This window comes from Pseudomonas monteilii, assembly GCA_001534745.1.
Taxonomy (GTDB): Bacteria; Pseudomonadota; Gammaproteobacteria; order Pseudomonadales; family Pseudomonadaceae; genus Aquipseudomonas; species Aquipseudomonas alabamensis.
The window spans coordinates 2,993,926-3,017,329 of the sequence record CP013997.1; the positions used below are offsets into that span (position 1 = coordinate 2,993,926).

Genomic DNA, 23,404 nt, shown 5'->3' on the forward strand with positions numbered 1-23,404 from the left:
CTCACTAGGAAATCAGTTTTTCGAGATCATCGGCAGTTAAACGATTGAGGTCCTCCAAGGATTTAGCCAAAACATCGTGCAGGGGATCGAGCGCCGGGCGCAGGGCCTGCACGGCGTCGCAGAACGCCGCCAGGTCCGCGGCCAGGAACAGGGTCTTGACCGGTACGTCGTGGCCCAGCGCCTCGCGCAGGCGCACCACCACCTGGGTGGCCAGCAGCGAATGCCCGCCCAGCTCGAAGAAGTTGTCACCCAGGCCGACCCGCTCGAGTTCCAGCACCTGCGCCCAGATGCCGGCCACCTGACGCTGCAGGTCGCTGTGCGGCGCCACGTAGGCCTGTTGCAGCAGGCTGGCGTCCGCTGCCGGCAAGGCGCGGCGGTCCAGCTTGCCGTTGGCGGTCAGCGGCAGGCGTTCGAGCAGCAGCAGGTGCGCCGGCACCATGTACTCGGGCAAATCGTCGCGCAGGCCGGCCTTGAGCGCCTCGCGCCAGGCGGCGATGTCCTGCACCGGCGCATGGGGCACCACGTAACCCACCAGTTGCGCCCCGCTCGGCCCGTCCTGGGCCAGCACCACTGCCTCGCGTACCTGCGGCAGGGCTTGCAGGCGTGCCTGGATTTCACCCAGTTCGATGCGGAAACCGCGGATCTTCACCTGGTGGTCCAGGCGGCCGACGTACTCGACCACCCCATCGGCGCGCCAGCGGGCCAGGTCGCCACTGCGGTACAGCCGTGCGCCCGCCTCGCCGAACGGGTCGGCGACGAAGCGTGTGGCGCTCAGGCCGGCGCGGCCCAAGTAGCCCCGGGCCAGGCCTTCACCGCCGACGTACAGCTCGCCGATGCAGCCTGGAGCGACCGGGTTCAGTTCGGCGTCGAGTACGTACAGGCGCTGGTCCGGAATCGGCACGCCGATCGGGCTCGAGGCGCCCTGCGCCAGGTCGGCCTTCGACAAGGGCCGGTAGGTGACGTGCACGGTGGTTTCGGTGATGCCGTACATGTTCACCAGGCGTGGGGCCTGGTCGCCGAAGCGCTCGAACCACGGCGCCAGGGTGCCGACCTCCAGGGCCTCGCCGCCGAACACCACGTGACGCAGGTGCTGGTCGGTGCGCTGGCCCTCGGCGCAGGCCACCTGCATCAACTGGCGGAAGGCCGACGGGGTCTGGTTGAGCACCGTCACCCGCTGTTCGCAGAGCAGTTGGTAGAAGGCTTCCGGCGAGCGGCTGACCTCCTGCGGCACGATCACCAGGCGCCCGCCGTGCAGCAAGGCGCCGAACAGCTCCCACACCGAGAAATCGAAGGCGTAGGAGTGGAACAGCGTCCAGTAGTCCTCGGGCCCGAAGCCGAACCAGGCGTCGGTGGCCTGGAACAGGCGCAGCACGTTGCGGTGGGCCAGCAGCGTGCCTTTGGGCTGACCGGTGGAGCCGGAGGTGTAGATGACGTAGGCCAACTGGTCGAGGTCCACCGCCACTGCCGGGTCGTGCTCGGCGAAGCCGGTGTAGTCGCCGTCCAGGTCCAGCGTCTGCACGCCTTCGGCCAGAGTCAGGCCAAGCTCACCCTGGCCCAGCAGCAGCGTCAGGCAACTGTCCTCGATCATGTACTGCAGGCGCTCGGCAGGGTAAGCCGGGTCCAGCGGCACGTAGGCGCCGCCGGCCTTGAGAATGGCCAGCAGGCCGACGACCATCGCCGGGGTGCGCGGCGCGGCCAGGCCGACCCGCATGTCCGGCCCGACGCCCTGGGCGATGAGCGCATGGGCCAGGCGGTTGGCACGGCGGTTCAGGTCGCCGTAGCTCAGGGACTCGCCCTCGAAGACCAGCGCTATTGCCTCTGGGGCGCGGGCGACCTGAGCTTCGATCACCCGGTGCAGCGGCTGCTCGGGTGTGAAGACCGCAGGCGCCGTATTCCACGCCGACAGCGCCGCCTGACGGTGCTCGGCATCGAGCAGCGCCACGGTGTCGATCGACGCCTCGCGACCGCCCGCCAGCATCTGCATCAGCACGTGGCGCACCTGCTCGCCGAGCTGCTCGACGATGGCCGCGCTGAAGGCCAGGCGGTCGTAGCTGTAGCGTAGCGACAGCTGGGCTTCCAGCCCCACCACCACGGTCAGTGGGTAGTTGCTTTGCTCGTGGGTGTTGACCGGCCCGAAGCGCAGCCCCGTCGACGACCCCTGTTGCAGCGCTTCGGCCACGGGGTAGTTCTCGAACACCAGCAGGCTGTCGAACAAGGCGTCGCCGCCCTGCCCGGCCCAGCGCTGGATGTCGAACAACGGTGTGTGTTCATGCTCGCGCAGGCTCAGGTTGAGCGCCTGCACCCCTGCCAGCCACGCCCCCAGGCGCTGGCCTGCCTCGACGGGCACGATCACCGGCAAGGTGTTGATGAACAGCCCGATCTGCTGCTCGATGCCGTTCAGCTCGGCCGGACGTCCGGCCACGGTGGCACCGAACACGACATGGCGCTGGCCGAGGCGACGGTGCAGCACCAGGGCCCAGGCGCCCTGTACCAGGGTGTTGACGGTCACCTTGCAGTCGCGGGCGAACCGGCTCAGCCGCGCGGTGGTGGGCGCATCGATCTGCGTGTCGTGCTCGGCGTGACCGACACCGCCCAGGTGCTGGCAGGTGCTGGCCAGGCGGGTCGGCTCGTCGAGCACGGCCAACTGCCCCCGCCAGAAGGTTTCGCTGGTTGTGCGGTCCTGGCGCTGCAGCCAGGCGATGTAGTCGCCGAAGCGTCCCGATGCCTGCACCGGCAGCGTGCCGGCATAGCGTTGCAGCACCTCGCCCAGCAGCTGGGCGTTGCTCCAGCCGTCCATTAGGATGTGATGGCTGGTGTAGAGCAGCACGTGACGGGTCTCGTCGAGGCGCACCAGCACCAGGCGCAGCAACGGCGCCTGGGCCACATCGAAACCGCGACGACGCTCCTCGGCGGCCAGGGCCGCGATCGCCTGCGCGTGATCGTCGCGGCGCCGCCAGTCCAGCTCACTGAACGGAACGCGCACCTCGCGCTGCACCACCTGCACGGGCGTGGCCTGGTCGGCGGGCCAGAGGAAGAGGCAGCGCAGGCTGTCGTGGGCCTGGACGGCCGCCTGCCAGGCCGAGGCGAAGCGGGCCGGGTCGAGCCCCTGCACCTCCACCTGCAGCTGGTTGATGTATGCGCCCTCGCCGTCGGTGAAGTTGGCGTGGAACAGCATGCCTTGTTGCATCGGCGACAGTGGGTAGAGATCGTCCACCTGAGTCAGGTCCAGCGGCAGCGCATCCAGCTGCGCCTGGCTCAGGCCCGCCAGCGGCACGTCCGACGGCGTCAGCCCGCGAGGCTTGTCGCAATGGGCGATCAGCGCCGTCAGCTCGGCCTCGTAGGCCCGCGCCAGGCGCTCGATGGTCGCCGGGGCGAACATCTGCGCGCTGAAGCTGAACGCCAGGCTCAGTTCGCCGCCGTAGACCTGGCCGTTGAGCACCAGCCAGTTGCCCAGCGGCGCCCGTGGACTTTGCTCTTCGCCAGCGCTTTCGGTTGCCGGCGAGAGCAGTGCATCGCCGTCGAACTGGCCGTCCAGCTGGCCCAGGTAGTTGAAGGTGATGCGGGGGCTCGGCAGCTGCGCCAGGGCCTGGCGTGCGTCTTCGTTGCCCAGGTAGCGCAGCAGGCCGAAGCCGATGCCCTTGTGCGGCACGCCGCGCAATTGCTCCTTGACCTGCTTGATCGAATCGCCCAGCTCGCCGGACGGGGTCAGACGCACCGGGTAGGCGCTGGTGAACCAGCCCACCGTACGGCTCAGGTCGACGTCGTCGAACAGGTCTTCACGGCCGTGGCCTTCGAGTTCGATCAGTGCCGACTCGGTGCCGCTCCAGCGGCAGACCACGCGGGCCAGGGCCGTCAGCAGCAGGTCGTTGACCTGGGTGCGGTAGGCGGCCGGGGCCTGTTGCAGCAGTTGGCGGGTCAGGTCGGCGTTCAGGTGGGCCTGCACGCTGTGGCGATGGCGGTTTTCCAAGGAACCGGTCAGATCGACTTCAGGCAGATCAACCGGGGCGCCGTCGAGCTGACGTGTCCAGTAGTCCAGCTCGCCGTCCAGCTGGGCCGCGTGCCCATGCAGGCGTTCGGCCCAGGTCTTGAAGGGGGTGGTCTTGGGCGGCAGCACGAGGGCTTGCCCGGCCAGCGCCTGGCGGTAGGTCGTGTCCAGATCGTCGAGCAGGATGCGCCAGGACACGCCGTCCACCACCAGGTGGTGGATCACCAGCAACACACGTTGCGAGCCGTCGGCGACGTCGATCAGCAGCGCACGCAGCAGCGGGCCTTTGGCCAGATCCAGGCTGCGCTGAGCCGCCTCGCAGGCCGCTTCGATGGCGGCGGCATCAGTGGCCGTGGTGCGTGTCAGCAGCGGTTGCGCCGGGTGCAGCGGGCCGTGCTCGGCGGCGTCGGCAGTGAAACGCAGGCGCAGGGCATCGTGATGGGTATACAGCGCCAATAACGCCTGATTCAGGGCATCGGCGTCGAGCGGCGCATGGGCGCGCAGCAGCAACGACTGGTTCCAGTGCGCCGGTTCGGGCATGGCGCGCTCGACGAACCAGCGCTGGAAGGGCAACAACGGCACGCTGCCCACGACCGGGCCCTGCTCGGCCAGCACCGTCGTTTCGCCGTCCTGCAGTACCGCCGCCAGGCTGCGTACCGTCTGGTGCTGGAACAAGGCCTTGGGCGTGAAGTGCAGGCCTTGTTGCCGCGCGCGACCGACCACCTGCATGGAGACGATGGAGTCGCCGCCCAGCTCGAAGAAGTTGTCGCTGACACCCACGCGCTCCAGGTGCAGTACCTCGGCCCAGAGGGCGGCCAGGCGCTGCTCGTTGCGGGTGGTCGGGGCCTCGTAGCGCCCCTGCCTGGCCTCAGCGCTTACCGTCGGCAGCGCCTTACGGTCGAGCTTGCCGTTGGGGGACAGCGGCAGGTGGTCCAGGGCCAGCCATTGGCTCGGCACCATGTAGTCCGGCAGGCCATGGCTCAGGTGCTGGGCCAGCTCGGCCTGCCAGCCTTCGACTTCCTGCTCGAGGACCACGTAGCCGACCAGTTGCTTGCCGTCCGGCACGGTTACCACGGCTTCACGCACCGAGGCGTGTTCCAGCAGGCGTGCCTCGATCTCGCCCAGTTCGATGCGCAGGCCGCGCAGTTTGACCTGATGGTCGATGCGGCCGGCATATTCGATCACGCCGTCCGGACGTTGGCGTGCCAGGTCGCCGGTGCGGTACAGGCGCTCGCCGGTGCCGTAGGGGCTGACCACGAAGCGTTCGGCGGTCAGGCTCGGACGACGGTGGTAGCCGCGCGCCAAACCTTCGCCGGCCAGGTACAGCTCGCCCAGAACGCCCACTGGCACCGGTTGCAGCTCGGCGTCGAGGACGTAGCAGGCCAGGTTGGCGATGGGCTGGCCGATGGGCACGCTGTCGCGGCCCTCGTCGCGGCAGGTCCAGTGGGTCACGTCGATGGCCGCTTCGGTCGGGCCGTAGAGGTTGTACAGCGAGGCGCCTGGCAGCTTGGCGAAGACCTGCTGCTGGGCATCGACCGGCAATGCCTCGCCGCTGCACACGATGCGCTTGAGGCCGGTGCAGCGCGAGACGTTCAGGTCCTGCATGAAAGCCTGCAGCATCGACGGTACGAAGTGCAGCGTACTGACCTGTTCGGCGGTGATCAGCTCGATCAGACGTGCCGGGTCGCGGTGATCGCCTGGCATGGCGACCACCAGGCGTGCACCGGTCATCAGCGGCCAGAAGAACTCCCAGACCGACACGTCGAAGCTGAACGGGGTCTTTTGCAGCACCGTGTCATCTGCCGACAGGCCATAGGCCTCCTGCATCCAGCACAGGCGGTTGACCAGTGCCGAGTGACGGTTGCCCGCCCCTTTCGGACGGCCCGTGGAGCCGGAGGTGTAGATGACGTAGGCCAGGCTTTCAGAATGCACGGCCACGCAAGGATCGTGACTGCACTCACTACCTGATTCCACATCCAGCGCCAACGTCTGCAAGCCCTCGCCCACCGGCAAATCCAGATGGCTCTGAGTCAACAGCAGGCTCACGCCGCTATCTTCCAGCATGTAGCGCAGACGGTCCTGCGGGTACTCAGGATCCAGCGGCACGTAGGCGCCCCCGGCCTTGAGAATGGCCAGCAGGCCCACCACCATCTCCACGCTGCGCTCGGCGGCGATGCCCACCAGCACGTCCGGTCCGACACCCAGCTCGATCAGGCGATGCGCCAGGCGGTTGGCACGCTCGTTGAGCTGCGCATAGCTCAGGCGCGTCCCGCCAAACACCAATGCTTCGGCGTCAGGCGTGCGCTGCACCTGCGCTTCGATCAGTTGCTGAACGCTCCCGTCCAGCGGGTAGGCGACCGTCGTATCGTTCCACTGCACCAGCGCACGCTCACGCTCGTCAGCATCGAGCAACGGCAGCTCGGCCACCGCCCGCCCCGGCTGCTCGACGATACCGTGCAACAGCGTCAGCCAGTGCGCGCCCAACCGCGCGATGGTGCACGCGTCGAACAGGTCGGTGGCGTAGATCAGCGACGCGCCCAGCCCTTGCGATGTCTCGACCGTCTCCAGGCTCAGGTCGAACTGCGTGGTGTCGTTCGTCCAGGCCACCGTTTCGACCCTGAGGCCGGGCACGGTGCGCACGCGTTCCGGCGTCGCGGCCTGATGGTTGAACATCACCTGGAACAACGGGCTGTGGCTCAGGCTGCGCGTCGGTGCCAGGGCCTCGACCAGCTGCTCGAACGGCAGGTCCTGGTGCGCCTGGGCGTCCAGCGCGGTGTGGCGGACCTGTTGCAGCAGCGCTTCGAACGGCTGCCGTGGATCGACCTCGGCGCGCAGCACCTGGGTGTTGACGAAGAAGCCGATCAGCGCTTCGGTCTCGACCCGGTTACGGTTGCCGACCGGGACGCCGACGCGGATGTCGGTCTGCCCGGTGTAGCGTTGCAGCAGGGCCTGAAACGCGGCCAGCAACAGCATGAACAGGGTCACGTCGTGACGCTCGGCCAAGGCGCGCAAGGACGCGGCCAGCGTGTCGGGCACGCGCAGGTCGAGCTGGGCGCCCCGGTAGCTCTGCTCGGCCGGGCGGGGGCGGTCCAGGGGCAAGGCCAGCACGGTCTGCTCGCCGCCGAGCTGCTCGACCCAATAGGCCAGTTGCCGCTCGCGCTCGCCCGCTGCCATCCATTGCCGCTGCCACTGGGCATAGTCGGCATACTGCACGGCCAGCGCCGGCAGGCGCGTGGCATCGCCCTGGCAGGCCCTGGCATAGCCATCGACCAGTTCGGCGACCATCAGGTGCAGGGACACGGCGTCCGAGACGATGTGATGCTGGGTCAGCACCAGCACGTGGTCCTCGTCGCCGAGGCACAGCAGCCGTACGCGCAGCAAAGGCCCCTGGGTCAGGTCGAAGGGCCGGTGGATTTCCTCGGCGATGCAGGCGTCGAGCGCTGCCGGGTCGGACAGGTAGCGCGGCACGATCGGCAGGCGGCATGGCGCCTCGATGTGCTGGACGATCTCGCCGGCCTGGTCGAGGAAGCAGGTGCGCAGGGTCTCATGGCGCTCGACCAGCGCGTCGACGCTGTGCTGCAGGGCCTCGAGGTTCAAGGCACCGCGCAGGCGCAGCGCGATGGGCAGGTGGTAGGCACTGCTGTCGGGGTTCATCTGCCAGAGGAACCACTGGCGCTGTTGGGCATAGGAAAGCGCCAGCGGCGCGTCACGCGATACCGGTTGCAAGGCCGGTGCGTGCGAGGTCGCGGCGGCCTGCGGCAAGGCGGCGACGAAGCGCTCCAGGGTCGGGTGCTCGAACAGGGTCTTGAGCGGTGCGTCGATGCCCAGCTCGCGCAGGCGCGAGAACACCTGGGTCGCCAGCAGGGAGTGACCGCCCAGGGCGAAGAAGTGGTCGGTCAGGCCGACCGGCGCGTGGTGCAGGACCTCGGCCCAGATCGCGGCCACCTGTCGCTGCCGCGCGTTCTGCGGGGCCACGTAGGTGGGCGCCAGGCGTGCGCTGTCCACGGCGGGCAGTGCCTTGCGGTCGAGTTTGCCGTTGGGGGACAGCGGCAGGCGCTCCAGGGCCAGCCATTGGTTCGGCACCATGTAATCCGGCAGGCCGTGGTTCAGGTGCTGGGCCAGCTCGGCCTGCCAGCCTTCGGCTTCCTGCTCGAGGACCACGTAGCCGACCAGTTGCTTGCCATCGGGCACCGTTACCACGGCTTCACGCACCGAGGCGTGTTCCAGTAGGCGTGCCTCGATCTCGCCCAGTTCGATGCGCAAGCCGCGCAGTTTGACCTGATGGTCGATGCGCCCGGCGTACTCGATGACACCATCGAGGCGTTGGCGGGCCAGGTCGCCGGTGCGGTACAGGCGCTCGCCAGTGCCATAAGGGCTGACCACGAAGCGTTCGGCGGTCAGGCTCGGACGACGGTGGTAGCCGCGCGCTAAACCTTCGCCGGCCAGGTACAGCTCGCCCAGCACACCCACCGGTACCGGTTGCAGCTCGGCATCGAGAACGTAGCAGGCCAGGTTGGCGATAGGCTGGCCGATCGGCACGCTGTCGCGGCCTTCGTCGCGGCAGGTCCAGTGGGTCACGTCGATGGCCGCTTCGGTCGGGCCGTAGAGGTTGTACAGCGAGGCACCCGGCAGCTTGGCGAAGACCTGCTGCTGGGCATCGACCGGCAAGGCCTCGCCGCTGCACACGATGCGCCTGAGGCTGGTGCAACTCGAGACGTTCAGGTCCTGCATGAAGGCCTGCAGCATCGACGGTACAAAGTGCAATGTGCTGACCTGTTCGGCGGTGATCAGCTCGATCAGGCGTGCCGGGTCGCGATGATCGCCCGGAGCCGCCACGACCAACCGTGCGCCAGTCATCAACGGCCAGAAGAACTCCCAGACCGACACGTCGAAGCTGAACGGGGTCTTTTGCAGCACCGTGTCGGCTGCCGACAGGCCATAGGCCTCCTGCATCCAGCACAGGCGGTTGACCAGTGCCGAGTGACGGTTGCCCGCCCCTTTCGGGCGCCCCGTGGAGCCGGAGGTGTAGATCACATAAGCCAGGTTTTCAGGGTGCACGGCCACGTGCGGGTCGTGACTGCACTCACTGCCTGATTCCAGATCCAGCGCCAGCGTCTGCACGCCCTCACCCACCGGCAAACCCAGATGACTTTGGGTCAGCAGCAAGTTCACGCCACTGTCTTCCAGCATGTAGCGCAGACGGTCCTGCGGGTACTCGGGATCCAGCGGCACGTAAGCACCACCGGCCTTGAGAATGGCCAGCAACCCTACAACCATCTCCACGCTGCGCTCGGCGGCGATGCCGACCAGCACATCAGGACCGACACCCAGTTCGATCAAACGATGCGCCAAGCGATTAGCACGCTCATTGAGCTGCGCATAACTCAAGCGCGTCCCGCCAAACACCAACGCTTCGGCGTCAGGCGTACGCTGCACCTGCGCTTCGATCAGTTGCTGAACGCTGCTGTCCAGCGGGTAAGCGACCGCGGTGTCGTTCCACTGCACCAGGGTCCGCTCACGCTCGCCAGCATCGAGCAACGGCAGCTCGGCCACGGCCCGATCCGGTCGAGCGACGATCCCTTGCAACAACGTGGTGAAGTGCGCCGCCAAACGTTCGATGGTCGGCCGGTCGAACAGATCACGGTCGTAGGCCAGCGAGGCCACCAGGCTCTGCTCGGTCTCGCAGGTGTCCAGCACCAGGTCGAACTGCGCACTGCCACTGTCCCAGGTCAACGGTGAAAGACGCAGGTCGCCCCATTCGCGGGTCTGACGCTCACGGGCCTGGTGGTTGAACAGCACCTGGAACAGGGGGCTGTGGCTGAGGTTGCGTTCGGGGGCCAGGGCCTCGACCAGTTGCTCGAACGGCAGGTCCTGGTGGGCCTGGGCGTCGAGCGCCGTCTGGCGGGTCTGTTGCAGCAGCGTCTCGAACGGCAGGCGCGGATCGACCTCGGCGCTCAACACCTGGGTGTTGACGAAGAAGCCGATCAGGCGCTCGGTCTCGGCGCGGGTACGGTTGGCCACCGGCACCCCGACACGGATGTCGGACTGCCCGCTGTAGCGGTGCAGCAGCGTCTGGAACGCCGCCAGCAGCACCATGAACAGGGTCACGTCCTGGGCCTGGGCCAACTGGCGCAGGGCATCGCCCAGCGCGGGCGGCAGGGCCACGTCCAGGCGTGCGCCGCGCAGGCGACGCGTGGCCGGGCGCGCCCGGTCGAACGGCAGCGCCAGCACCGGCTGCTCGCCGCCCAGGCGTTCGACCCAGTAGTCCAGCTGCCGCTGTCGTTCGCCGCCGTCGAGCCACTGGCGTTGCCAGGCCGCATAGTCGGCGTACTGCACGCTCAGCGGCGCGGCATCCAGGCCGTGGTACCCCTGCAGCAGCTCATCGATCAACACGCCCATGGAGGCGCCGTCGGCGATGATGTGGTGCTGCACGATCACCAGCACGTGGGTGTGGGTGTCCAGCGTCAGCAGGCGCACGCGCAGCAGAGGCCCGTTCACCAGGTCGAAGGGCTGCCGCACCTGGGCATCGACCCAGGCCGATACGGTGTCCTGGTCTGCGTTCGGCGCCCGTTCGACTTCCAGCGGCAGCACCAGGGCAGGCTGGATGCGCTGGCACAGCGACCCTGCTTCGTCGCTGAAGGTGGTGCGCAGCGGTTCGTGACGCGCGACCACCCGGTCGAACGCGCCCTGCAACGCCACCAGGTCCAGCGGCCCGTCGATGCGCAGCGCCAGGGGCACGTTGTAGGCGGCGCTGTCCGGGTCCAGGCGCCAGAGGAACCACTGGCGTTCCTGGGCGTAGGACACGGCCATCGCGGGTGTACGTGGCAGGACCGGAATGACGGACGTCGCCCCAGGCACCAGGGCCGCACACACCTCGGCGAAGGCGGCCAGGGTCGGGTGCGCGAACAGCGCGCGCAAGGGCACGTCCAGGGCCAGGGTCTGGCGAATCCGTGCGATCAGTTGCGTGGCCAGCAGCGAGTGCCCGCCACGCTCGAAGAAATCGTCGGCCAAGCCGATCGGCTCGACCTGCAGCACCTGCGCCCAGAGCGTCGCCAGGCGGGTCTGCAAGGCCGTGCGAGGCGCCTGGTAGGCACGCAGGCTGGCGCCGAAGTCCGGGACGGGCAAGGCGGCGCGGTCGAGCTTGCCGTTGCCGTTCAGCGGCAGCTGGTCCAGCACCTGCCAGTGGGCCGGGACCATGTAGTCGGGCAGCGCCTGGCGCAGGGCGGCGCGCACGGCGTCCAGCCACGAGGCATCCGGCTGCGGCTGGACGGCAGTGAGGTAGGCCACCAGCTGAGGGCCGGTGGGGCTGGCCAGGGCCAATACGGCGGCTTCGCGAACGGCCGCCAGCCCGTGCAGGCAGGCTTCGATCTCGCCGATCTCGATGCGCAGACCGCGGATCTTCACCTGGTGGTCGATGCGCCCGACGTACTCCAGCACGCCTGCGCGGGTGTAGCGCGCCAGGTCGCCGCTGCGGTACAGCCGCGCCCCTGGCACCTGGGCATAGGGGTCGGGCAGGAAACGTTCGGCGGTAAGCGCCGGGCGGTTCACGTACTGCTGGGCCAGGCCGTGGGGCGCGGCGATGCACAGCTCGCCGACGGCGTCGGGCGGTGACAACGCACCGGCCGGGTCGAGCACGTAGAGCGAGCGGCCGGCGATGGCCTGCCCGATGGGGATGCCGTGGCCGTCATGGGCGTCCTCCAGGCGGCAGTCATGCACGCTCGAGACCACCGTGGCCTCGGTCGGGCCATAGGTGTTGACCAGGCGGATCGCCCCCAGGCCGGCGGCGTGCCACAGGCGCAGGCCTTCGACCGACATCGCCTCGCCCCCCACGTGGACCTGGCGCAGGCGCCCGAGCCCCTGGCCTGGCGTGGCCGCGCAGGCGTTGGCGAGCAGGTGCCAGTAGGCGGCCGGCAAGTCCGCCAGGGTCACCTGCTGCTCGACGATCACCTGGGCCAGGTGCTCGACGTCCCACAGCGTCTCGTCACGCATGATCAACGCGGCGCCTTCGCACAGGGGCGGATAGCACTGCTCGACGAAGCCATCGAAACTGAAGGTGGCGAACTGCAGCACACGGTCGTCTTCGACCAGGCGTGAATAGGCGGTCGCGCTGTCGGTGAACGCACACAGCGCCGCATGGCTGATCGCCACGCCCTTGGGTCGCCCGGTGGAGCCGGAGGTGTAGATGATGTAGGCCAGGTGGTCGGCGTCGAACGCCACCTGTGGCGCCTGCTCGGGCAGCGTCGAGGCGGCCTCGCACAACGGCGTCAGTTCCAGGCGCGGTACGCCTGCCGGGCGTGCCAGGTCGGTGAGCAGGCCGTCGTCGCAGAGCAGCAGGTCCAGGCCGCTGTCCTCGACCATGTAGGCCAGGCGTTCACGGGGGTACTGGGCATCCAGGGGCACGTACGCCGCGCCGCTCTTGAGCACCGCCAGCAGGCTGACGATCAGCCGCGGCCCGCGACGCAGGGCCAGGCCGACCCGCTGACCGGGGCGCACGCCCTCGGCGATCAGTCGATGGGCCAGCTGGTTGGCCTGGCGCTCCAGGTCGCCGTAGCTCAGGCGGACCTCGCCACAGCGCACCGCCAATGCCTCGGGCCGACGCTGGGCCTGGGCGGTGATGCGCGCGTGGACCAGGCCGGTGCCGCAAGGCGTCACCGCAGGGCCTTGGCTGGCGGCGAGCACGCTGGCGTGCGTCGGGGCGTCCAGCAGGTCGAGGGTGCCGACGGCGGCGTCGGGCGCCTGGGCCATCCGGGCCAGCAGGTGCAGCAGGCTGGCGCTCAGCTGACGCACCTGGGCCGCTTCGAACGCAGCCGGGTCATAGCTGAATTCCAGGCGCACGCCCGCCCCGCGCTCGATGCCCAGGGTCAGCGGATAGTGGGTGCGCTCGTGGTTGTGGACCGTGCCGAAGCGCAGGCCGGCCGGCGCCCCTTGGCGCAGCGCCTCGGCCACCGGGAAGTTCTCGAACACCAGCAGGCTGTCGAACAGCGCCGTGCCCTGGTGCCCGGCCCAGCCTTGCACGGTGTAGAGCGGCACGTGCTCGAACTCGCGCAGCTCGAGGTTGAAGGCCTGGACGTCTTCCAGGTACGCCTGCACCGTGCGCTGCGGCCCGGCATCGACCAGCACCGGCAAGGTGTTGATGAACAGGCCCAGCTGGTCCTCGATGCCGGGCAGCGGCGCCGAGCGCCCCGACACCGTGGCGCCGAAGGCCACGCAGGACTGGCCGGTCAGGCGTTGCAGGAGCAGGCCCCAGGCCGCCTGGAATAGGGTGTTGAGGGTGACCTTGTGCTGACGGGCGAAGCGCTCCAGCGCCTCGGTCTGCGGCGTGTCGATGTGCGCCAGATAGTGCCCCTCGCCGGCTGCCACGTCGGGGCGACGCAGCGCCTGGGCCAGCAGGGTCGGGCCTGGCAGCGCGCTCAGTCGAGGCGTCCAGAAGCGCTCGGCCGCGTCGGTCGCCTGCTGCGCCAGCCAGCCCAGGTAGTCCCGGAAACGCCCCTGGGGCGCTGCGGGCCGCTCGCCGGCGTAGTGCCCGATCACCTCGGCCAGCAGCTGGGCGTTGCTCCAGCCGTCGAGCAGGATGTGGTGGCTGGTGTAGATCAGTTGCCAGTCGTCCGGCCCGGTGCGCGCCAGCAGCAGGCGCCACAGCGGTGCGCAGCTCAGGTCGACGCCACGCGTGCGCTCGGCCTCGGCCAGGGCATCGAGGTCGGCCGTGGGCGTGTCGATGACCTGCAGGGGCAATGCCAACGCACGGTGGACGACCTGGTGCGCGCTGTCCAGGCCTTGCCAGTGAATGCTGCTGCGCAGGATCTCGTGGCGCGCGCAGGCTGCCTCCCAGGCCTGCCGGAAGCGCGCCAGGTCCAGCCCGCCGATGTCCAGGCGCAGCTGATTGATGTAGGCACCGTCTTGGGTGTCGTAGAGCGCGTGGAAGAACAAGCCCTGCTGCATGGGCGACAGCGGGTACAGGTCTTCGATGGAAGGTCCTGGCATCGGCAGGCCGTCGAGCTGCGCCTGGTTGAGCCGAGCCAGCGGGAAGTCTGCCGGTGACGGCTGCCCGGCCGGCACCGCCAGGCAATGGGCGACCAGGGCATCGAGTTCCTGAGCGTAGGCGTCGGCCAGGGCCTGGACCGTGTCGGTGTCGAACTGGTCGCGGCTGTAGCCCCACTGCAAGGTCAGCTCGCCCTGGTACACCTGGCCTTCCACGGTCAGCCAGTTGGCCAGCGGTGCGTCCAGGTCCTGCCCGTGGCCGCCCTGCTCGTGGGCTGGCGTGAGCACGGCGGCGTCATCGAACTGGCCGTCGAACTGGCCGAGGTAGTTGAAGGTGACCCGTGGCGCCGGAAGCGCGGCCAGCGCCGCCTGGGTCGCCACATCGCTCAGGTAGCGCAGTACGCCATAGCCAAGCCCTTTGTCAGGCACGGCGCGCAGTTGTTCCTTGATCGCCTTGATCGACTCGCCGAGCCCTGCCTGGGGCTGCAACCGGACCGGGTACAGGCTGGTGAACCAGCCGACGCTGCGGGTCAGGTCGAGGCCGTCGAACAGGTCTTCGCGCCCGTGCCCTTCCAGTTGCAGCAAGGCCGCCTGGGAACCGCTCCAGCGGCACAGGACCCGTGCCAGGGCGGTCAGCAGGAGGTCGTTGACCTGGGTGCGATAGGCTGCCGGCGCCGCCTGCAACAACTGCCGCGTCGTCTCGGGTGACAGGCGCGAGGCCACCTTGGCCGCCTGCCGCTGGGTCGCGATCGCCCCCGGTCGGTCGCAGGGCAACGTGTCTTCGACCTGTTGTGCTTGCCAGTAAGGCAACTGCGCGAGCGCCGTCGGCAGCCACTCGACCAACCGAGCCGTCCAGGCCTGGTAGCTGCTGGTGCGGGCCGGCAGGGCCGTGGCTTGGCCAGCCTGGTGCTGGGCATAGGCCTGCTCGAGGTCGTCGAGCAGGATGCGCCACGACACGCCATCGACCGCCAAATGGTGGATGACCAGCAGCAGGCGTTGTTCGCCATCGGGCAGGCCCACCAGCAACGCACGCAGCAAGGGCCCCTGCTGCAGGTCGAGGCTGCGCTGGGCCTCGTCGCACAGGCGCGTCAGGTCGGCGCTGTCGGTGGCCTGGCGCTGCCAGAGATCGAGGCACTCGCCGGTCTGGCCATAGTGCTGGGACCAGCCCTCGGCCGAGGCAGTGAAGCGCAGCCGCAGGGCGTCATGGTGGTTGACCACATCAGTCAGGGTGGCCAGCAGTGCCTGGGGTTGCAGGGGCTGGCGCGCGCGCAGCAGCACCGACTGGTTCCAGTGGTGACGCGCCGGGATGGCCTGCTCGAAGAAGTGGCGCTGCACCGGGCTCAGCGTCACCGGGCCCGTGGCGGGCGCCTGCTCGACGGTGTGGGTAGACGGATGTCCGGCCGCGCTGGCCAGGCGACGCAGGGTCTGGAACTGGAACAGGTCGCGCGGGCTGAACTGCAACCCTTCGCGTCGGGCACGGCTGACCACCTGGATGGCGATGATAGAGTCGCCGCCCAGCTCGAAGAAATTGTCCTCCAGGCCGACCTCGGGCACGCCCAGCACCTCGCGCCAGATCGCCGCCAGCGTCTGTTGCGTGGCGGTTTCCGGGGCCTCGAAGCGGCTGCGCGGGGTGGCGTCCGGCCGTGGCAAGGCCTTGCGGTCGAGCTTGCCGTTGGGGGTCAGCGGCCAGCGCTCCAGCGCGATCAGGTGGCTGGGCACCATGAACTCGGGCAGCGCCTGCGCCAGCCCGTCCTTGAGCGTCTGTTGCCAGCCGTCGGGTTGCCCGTCGAGCACCAGGTAGGCCACCAGTTGCTTGCCGTCCAAGGCCAGCACCACCGCTTCACGCACCCCGGCCTGCTGTACCAGGCGCGCTTCGATCTCGCCCAGTTCGATGCGCAGGCCGCGGATCTTCACCTGGTGGTCGAAGCGGCCCAGGTACTCGATCACGCCATCTGCCCGCTGACGCACCCGGTCGCCGGTGCGGTAGAGCCGTTGGCCGGCCACGAAGGGGTCGGCGACGAAGCGTTCGGCGGTCAGCCCCGGACGGCGGTGATAACCGCGGGCCAGCCCGATCCCGCCCAGGTACAGCTCGCCGGACACGCCCGGCGCGACCGGTTCGAGCCCCGCATCGAGCACGTAGGTGCGCAGGTTGGCGATCGGCACACCGATCGGTACGCTGTCACGGCCTTCCTCGATGCAGGTCCAGTGGGTGACGTCGATGGCCGCTTCGGTTGGGCCATAGAGGTTGTACAGCGCGGCCTTCGGCAGCTTGGCGAAGACCTGCGCCTGGGCCTCCACCGGCAGGGCCTCGCCGCTGCAGACGATGCGCCGCAGGCTGTGGCATGCCTCTACCCCAGGTTCATGGATGAACGCCTGGAGCATCGACGGCACGAAGTGCAGCGTGCTGACCTGGTAGCGACCGAGGGTCTCGATCAGGCGCGCCGGGTCACGGTGCTCGCCGGGGGCGGCCATGGCCAGGCGTGCGCCGGTCATCAGCGGCCAGAAGAATTCCCAGACCGAGACGTCGAAGCTGAACGGGGTTTTCTGCAGCACGGTGTCGCTGGCGTCCAGGCGGTAAGCGTCCTGCATCCAGTGCAGGCGGTTGGCCAACGCCTCGTGGCTGTTGCCTGCGCCCTTCGGCCGGCCGGTGGAGCCTGAGGTGTAGATCACGTAGGCCAGCTGACGCGGATCGATGCGCACCTCGGGCGCATGCTCGGGCTGGTCGTCCAGCGCCAGCGTGTCGAGGGTCAGGCATTGGACGCCCGGCAGCGTCGGCAGGGTGGCCTGCACGGCCTGGTGGGTCAGCAGCAGGCCGATGCCGCTGTTTTCGACCATGTAGGCCAGGCGTTCGGCCGGGTAGTCCGGGTCCAGCGGCACATAGGCGGCGCCCGCCTTGAGGATGGCCAGCAAGCCCACGACCATGTCCACGCTGCGCTGCACGCTGATGCCGACCAACGTGTCGGTGTCGGCGCCCTGACTGCGCAGATGGTGCGCGAGGCGGTTGGCGCGGGCGTCGAGCTGAGCGTAGCTGAGGGTCGTCTCGCCGAAGACCAGGGCGGGTGCGTCCGGCGTGCGCCGGGCCTGTGCCTCGAACAACTGGTGGACACCGCTCGGGCCGGGGTACTCGCGGGCAGTGTCGTTCCAGGTGTCCAGCACGGTGGCGCGGGTCGAGGCATCGAGCATCGGCAGTTGCCACAGCGGTGCTTCGGGCTGTTCCACCAGCGCGCGCAACAGCGTCTGCCAGTGCCGGGCCATGGCTTCGATGGTGGAGGCCTCGAACAGGTCGCTGGCGTAGGTGAACGCCGCCTGCAGCGCGCCGCCCTGCTCGAAGGTGTCCAGGCTCAGGTCGAACTGGGTGGTGCGGCTGCGCCAGGCCAGGTGCGACAGCTTCAGCCCCGAGGCCAGGGTGACTGCCGTCAGGTCGGCCACGTGCGGCTGGTGGTTGTACATCACCTGGAACAGCGGCGCATGACTGAGGCTGCGCTCGACCTTGAGCGCCTCGAGCAGGCGTTCGAACGGCAGGTCCTGGTGGGCCTGGGCACCCAGGACGGTGTCGCTCAGGGCCTGCAGGTAGGTCAGCCCGTCGTGCTGGGTATCGGGTTGCAGGCGCAGCACCTGGGTGTTGACGAACAGGCCGATCAGCCCCTCGACTTCAGCGCGGTTGCGGTTGGCCACCGGGCTACCGACGCGCAGGTCGGTTTGGCCGGTGTAGCGTTGCAGCAACAGGCCGAACGCGCCCAGCAGCACCATGAACGGGGTCACGGTGTGCTGACGCGCGAAGCGACGCACCTGCTCGGCCAACGCGGCCTCGACCGTAAAGGCATGACGGCTGCCGCGCCCGCTCGGTGCAGCGGCCCGAGGGTGGTCTAGGGGCAGTTCGAGCACCGGCTGTTCGTCGCCCAGCTGCGCCTGCCAGTAGGTCAGCTGACGCTCAAGCTCCCCGGCTTCGAGCCAGCGCCGCTGCCACAGGGCATAGTCCACGTACTGGATCGGCAGGGCCGGCAGCTGCGGCTGCTCGCCCTGGGCGAACGCGTCATAGCAGCGGCTGAACTCGTCGATCAGCACGGTCATCGACCAGCCGTCGGAGACGATGTGGTGCAAGGTCAACAGCAGCACGTGCGCCTGCGCGTCCAGCTGCAACAGACGAATGCGCAGCAGCGGGCCCTGCGCCAGGTCGAACGGCTTCAACGATTCGGCTTCGACGCTCGCCTGCACCTCGCGCTCCTGGTCCGCAGGCGCCAGATGCCGCAGGTCGGTCACCTCGATCGGCGCAGCCGCCCCTCCTTCGACTTGCACGGGCCGCTCATCGGCCTGCTGGCGGAACACCATGCCCAGGCTCTGGTGCCGCGCGAGCAAGGTCGTGAACGCCTGCTCCAGCGCTGCCCGATCCAGCGGCCCGTCGAGCCGCACTGCGCCGGGCAGGTTGTAGGCGCCACTGTGCCGGTCCATTTGCCAGAGTACCCACATGCGCTGCTGGGCGTAGGACAACGCCTGGCGATCGGGCGCCTGGACGTTCGCCGGGATCGGGAACTGGGCAAAGTCGATCCCCTCGCCACGCAACCGCTCGAGGAACAGCCGGCGTTTGTCCTCAGGAAGCTCGATGAAGCGGCTGGCGAGTTGGAGGGACTTTTCGGCGTTCATCGACTGATTTCCGTTGCAGGTGATCGGGGGACCCGGAGGTATCCCTACGAAACGGAATCAGGTGGGGGAAAATTAGCGGGGCTTCGGCAGGGGTCGCCCCTGCGCCCGTAGCCGCACCACGGCGTTGCAGGCTATCGCGGTCACCTGTGGGAGCGGGCTTGCCAGTGATAGCGATGGCAAACCCGACACATGATCGACAGGATTGAACACTGGCCTGCCAGCCCTGGGGTGAATGCACAGGCCCTATCGCTGGCAAGCCAGCTCCCACAGATACCCATTACAAGCAGGCAGCAGCACGATGGCGCCGTCACCTGTGGGAGCGGGCTTGCCCGCGATAGCGATGGCAAAACCGACACATGGCCGACACATCGAGCGCTGGCCTGGCAGCCCTGAGGTGAATGCACAGGCCCTATCGCTGGCAAGCCAGCTCCCACAGGTAGGCATTTCAAGCAGGCAGCAGCACGATGGCGCCGCCACCTGTGTGCGGGCTTGCCCGCGATAGCGGTGGCAAATACGACACATGGCCGACAGATTGAACACTGGCCTGCTAGCCCTGGGGCGAATGCACAGGCCCTATCGCTGGCAAGCCAGCTCCCACAGGTATGCATTTCAAGCAGGCAGCAGCACGATGGCAACGCCACCTGTGGGAGCGGGCTTGCCCGCGATAGCGGTGGCAAACCCGACACATGGCCGCCAGATTGAACACTGGCCTGCCAGCCCTGGGGTGAATGCACAGGCGCTATCGCTGGCAAGCCAGCTCCCACAGGTACGCATTTCAAGCAGGTGTCGGCACGATGGCGACGCTACCCTGTGGGTCCCTGCCGGGGCACCGAACCGGCTGCGATTTGGTCTGAAAGACCCACAAAACCAGCCCTGCCTAGCCCTCAGCCATGCACCTGTGGCTCCGCTCTCCAACTTGCCATTCGCCACTACCTCATGCACTCAACCGAGCCGTGAGCGTGCCCAGCTGCCCGGACAGGGCATGCAAGCGTTGCCCGGCCTGCTCGGTCTGCTGCACGGCCTGCTGGTTGTCCGTGGCGATCCGGGTGATTTCCACCAGGTTGCGCGAGATGTCGTCGGCCACGCTGGTCTGCTCTTCGGCCGCCGTGGCGATCTGCCGGTTCATGTCGCGGATCGCTTCCACCGATGTGGTGATGCGTTGCAGCATCCGGCCCGCCTCGACTACCTGCCCTGCCCCGGCTTCACTGCGTTGCTGGCCGCTCTCGATGGCCTTGACGGCGTCGACCGCGCCGCACTGCACGGCTTCGATGATCTGGTGGATTTCGGCGATCGAAGCCGCCGTGCGCTGGGCCAGGCTGCGCACCTCGTCCGCGACCACGGCGAACCCGCGGCCGGCCTCACCGGCACGGGCCGCTTCGATGGCGGCATTGAGCGCCAGCAGGTTGGTCTGCTCGGCGATGCCGCGAATCACCTCCAGCACCTTGCCGATGCGCGTGCTGTCGCTTTCCAGATGGCGAATCACCTCGGCAGTGCCGGCGATTTCACGGTTGACCTGCTCGATCAGGTCGATGGTGGTCTGCATCACCCGCTCGCCAGCCTGGGCATTGTGGTCGGCCTCATCGGCCGCCTGGGCCGCATCCGCCGCATGGCGGGCCACGTCCTGCGCCGTGGCGGACATTTCATGCATGGCGGTGGCGACCTGGTCGGTACGCTGGAACTGATCATGGGTGCCGAGCGCCATGTCACCGGCCACGCCGCGCAATTGGTCGCTGGCGGTTTCCAGTTCCACGGTGTTGCGCTTGAGGCTGCCGATGGTGTCGGCCAGAAAGTCGCGCAACGTGTTGGCGGCGACGGCCAGGCGACCCAGTTCGTCCTGGCGACCGTCAGCGACCCGTGCGGCGAAACGGCCTTGGCTGAGCTGGGCGACGTAGTCGATCAGCACGCGGATCGGTGCGATCAGCGTGCGATTGAGCAGCCATAGGCTCAACACACCGACCAGCAGCGCCGAGGCCAGCATGACCAGCACGCCCACCATGACGGTGCGCTCAGCGCGTGCATTGATGCCTTGGGCCTGTTCACGGGCCTCCCCGCGCAGTCGCTCGACCAGGGCGCTCATCTGCTCGCTGGCCGCGCGATCCACGCCCTTGACCGCCAGATCGCCCGCGCGTGGGTCACCGCCAGCGGCAAGGAAGGCTTGCCGTCCGCGCGCGTAGGCCTCGCCCAACTGCTGATGGCTTTGCTTGAGCTGGGTCAGCGGGTCACGCAGCTCCGCATCGCCCCCCGCGATCAGTTGGCCGAGCAGCTGTTGCACCTGCTGCTCGCGTGCCTGGAACTGCTGCCAGTACTTGTCGAGTTCGGCGGGTTCACGACCGCGCAACAGCACGTTCTTCCATTCCTGGACCTGAATCTTGAACTGGAGGTTGGCTTCGTCGATCAGTTGCGATTCGCGTAAGGGGCCGTCGATCAGCTCGCCGTAGTCGCGCACGCTGGCGGACAGGAACTGGAAGCAGACCATGGCGATCAGCAGCATCGCCGCCAGGCTACCGCCCAGCAGGGTGAGAAATTGCACACGCAGGGATTTACGCAAGACAGTCGCTCTCGGAACAAGGACGGGGAAAGCAGCGCATACCGCGGGCAGACGTACCGCGAACGTCCTTGTACCGCGGCATGCCTGTCTTCAGCGCAGGTGGACCGCTTTGGGCAAACGGTCTTTGCGGGGTATGCACGACAGCCGAGGCGAATGCTCTCAAGCCAATGCGACAAATTTGTTACAGATTAAAGATTTGTCCTACATCGCCTGCCGACTGACCGAACTGCAAGGCCGCCAGCCGGGCATACAACGGGCTGCTGTCGAGCAACTGACGGTGGGTGCCGATGGCGACCACGCGACCCTGGTCCATGACGGCGATACGGTCGGCATGCTGCACCGTGGCCAGGCGATGGGCGATCACCAGGGTGGTGCGCCCTGCCATGAGCGAAGGCAACGCTTGCTGGATCAGGTGTTCGCTCTGGGCATCCAGCGCGCTGGTCGCCTCGTCCAGGAGCAGGATCGGTGCGTCGGCCAGCAAGGCGCGGGCGATCGCCAGGCGCTGACGCTGGCCGCCGGACAGACCAGTGCCACCGTCGCCCAGCAGGGTCTGGTAACCGTCGGGCAAGCGCAGGATGAAGTCGTGGGCATGGGCGCCACGGGCGGCCGCTTCGACGTCGGCCTGGCGGGCGTCGGGCCTGGCGTAGCGCAGGTTGTCCTCGACGCTGCCGCGAAACAGCGCAGGTTGCTGCGCGACCAGGGCGAACTGACGGCGCAGCATGGCCGGGTCCAGCGTGTCGATGGCTTGGCTATCGAGGCGGATGACGCCCCGCTGGGGGTCGTAGAAACGCAGCAACAGGTCGAACAGGGTCGACTTGCCGGCGCCCGACGGGCCGACCAGCGCCACCGTCTGGCCGGGCTCGATGCACAGGTCCAGACCGTCCAGCGCCGCGACGCCGGGACGCGACGGGTAGGCGAAATGAACGTCCTGCAACTCGACCCGGCCGGTGGCGCGTCCTGCGGGTATGGGCGCAGGAGAGGCCGGTGGCAGGATCTGGCTGCGGGCGGCGAGCAGCTCGGCGATGCGCTCGGCGGCCCCGGCGGCGCGTTGCAGCTCGCCGATCACCTCGCTCAAGGTGCCAAAGGCGCTGCCGACGATCAGGCTGTAGAAGACGAAGGCCGCCAGTTCACCGCTGGAGATGCGCCCGGCGATCACGTCCATGCCGCCGACCCAGAGCATCACCCCGACCGCGCCGAGCACCAGTCCGATGACCAGGGTGATCAGCCAGGCACGCTGGGCGATACGGCGCCGGGCGACGTCGAAGGCAGCCTCCACCGTGTCGGCGAAACGCTGGCGGTCGCAGGCTTGGTGGTTGTAAGCCTGCACGGTCTTGATCTGGCCCAGGGTTTCGGCCACGTAGCTGCCGACGTCGGCGACCCGGTCCTGGCTCTGGCGCGACAGCCGGCGCACGCTGCGGCCGAACAGCAGGATCGGCGCCAGCACCAGGGGCAAGGCGGCGACCACGATGCTGGTGAGCTTGGGGTTGGTGACGAATAGCAGGACGATGCCGCCGATCACCATCAGCAGGTTGCGCAGGAACATCGACAGGGAGGAGCCGATCACCGACTGCAACAGCGTGGTGTCGGTGGTCAGCCGCGACTGGATCTCGGCGCTGCGATTGTCCTCGAAAAAGCCGGGATGCAGGCTCAGCAGGTGATCGAACACCGCACGGCGCAGGTCGGCCACGCAACGCTCGCCGATCCACGAGACCAGGTAGAAGCGGCTGAAGGTGCCGAGGGCCAAGGCCAGCACCAGGCCCATGAACACACCAATGGACTGGTTGAGCAGGTGCGGCGAGCGGGTCATGAATCCCTGGTCGACCAGCAACCGGATCCCTTGCCCCAAGGACAGGGTGACACCGGCGGTCACCACCAGGGCCAACAGGGCCAGCAGCAGGCGCGTACGGTAGGGACGGACGAAGCGCCAGGCCAGGCGCAGGGCCTGACGTTGCGGGGAAGACAGCGGTGAGCGCATGGGGCGGGCCTGTGAGAGCGAAAGGTGAAGACTATCATCGCGACGATCGGTGGGAACCCTGGCGGTCCGGCGCGCGTCCCACTTCACGGACGCAGCAGGGACAGGCCAATGGCCTCCATGCCTATAACCCTTCGTTCTAAAAGGACTCTGGCGTTTGGACCGCGATTCTGTTGCACTGAGGTCGTCGGTCATGTCGACGCTGTCACACGCGCGACATCGCCTGCGTCTACCCTGAGCTGAAACCTGATGAGGAGACAGGACATGAGCATGCACACCC

3 protein-coding genes are annotated in these 23,404 nt (G+C 68.4%); all 3 read right to left on the reverse strand.

Translation table 11 applies throughout. The features are described 5' to 3' along the window. Positions 1-4 precede the first annotated feature (4 nt). The 3 genes from APT63_12835 to APT63_12845 all read right to left on the reverse strand — a co-directional run bounded on the left by APT63_12835 (position 5) and on the right by APT63_12845 (position 23,127). A complete protein-coding gene (locus tag APT63_12835; GenBank protein ID AMA46431.1) occupies positions 5-18,604 on the reverse strand; it encodes a hypothetical protein in 18,600 nt (6,199 codons plus the stop codon). A 934-nt stretch (positions 18,605-19,538) separates the two neighbouring features. After that, positions 19,539-21,134: a chemotaxis protein gene (locus APT63_12840; GenBank protein AMA47895.1), complete on the reverse strand. Its 1,596-nt coding sequence runs from the start codon at positions 21,132-21,134 to the stop codon at positions 19,539-19,541. A gap of 199 nt (positions 21,135-21,333) precedes the next feature. Further along, a complete protein-coding gene (locus APT63_12845; GenBank protein AMA46432.1) occupies positions 21,334-23,127 on the reverse strand; it encodes an ABC transporter ATP-binding protein in 1,794 nt (597 codons plus the stop codon). Positions 23,128-23,404: the final 277 nt, after the last annotated feature.

What these genes read in the sequence shown, in the direction of transcription:
- APT63_12845 (AMA46432.1), bottom strand. Translation starts at nt 23,127, where the DNA reads ATGCGCTCACCGCTGTCTTCCCCGCAACGTCAGGCCCTGCGCCTGGCC.
- APT63_12835 (AMA46431.1), bottom strand. Translation starts at nt 18,604, where the DNA reads ATGAACGCCGAAAAGTCCCTCCAACTCGCCAGCCGCTTCATCGAGCTT.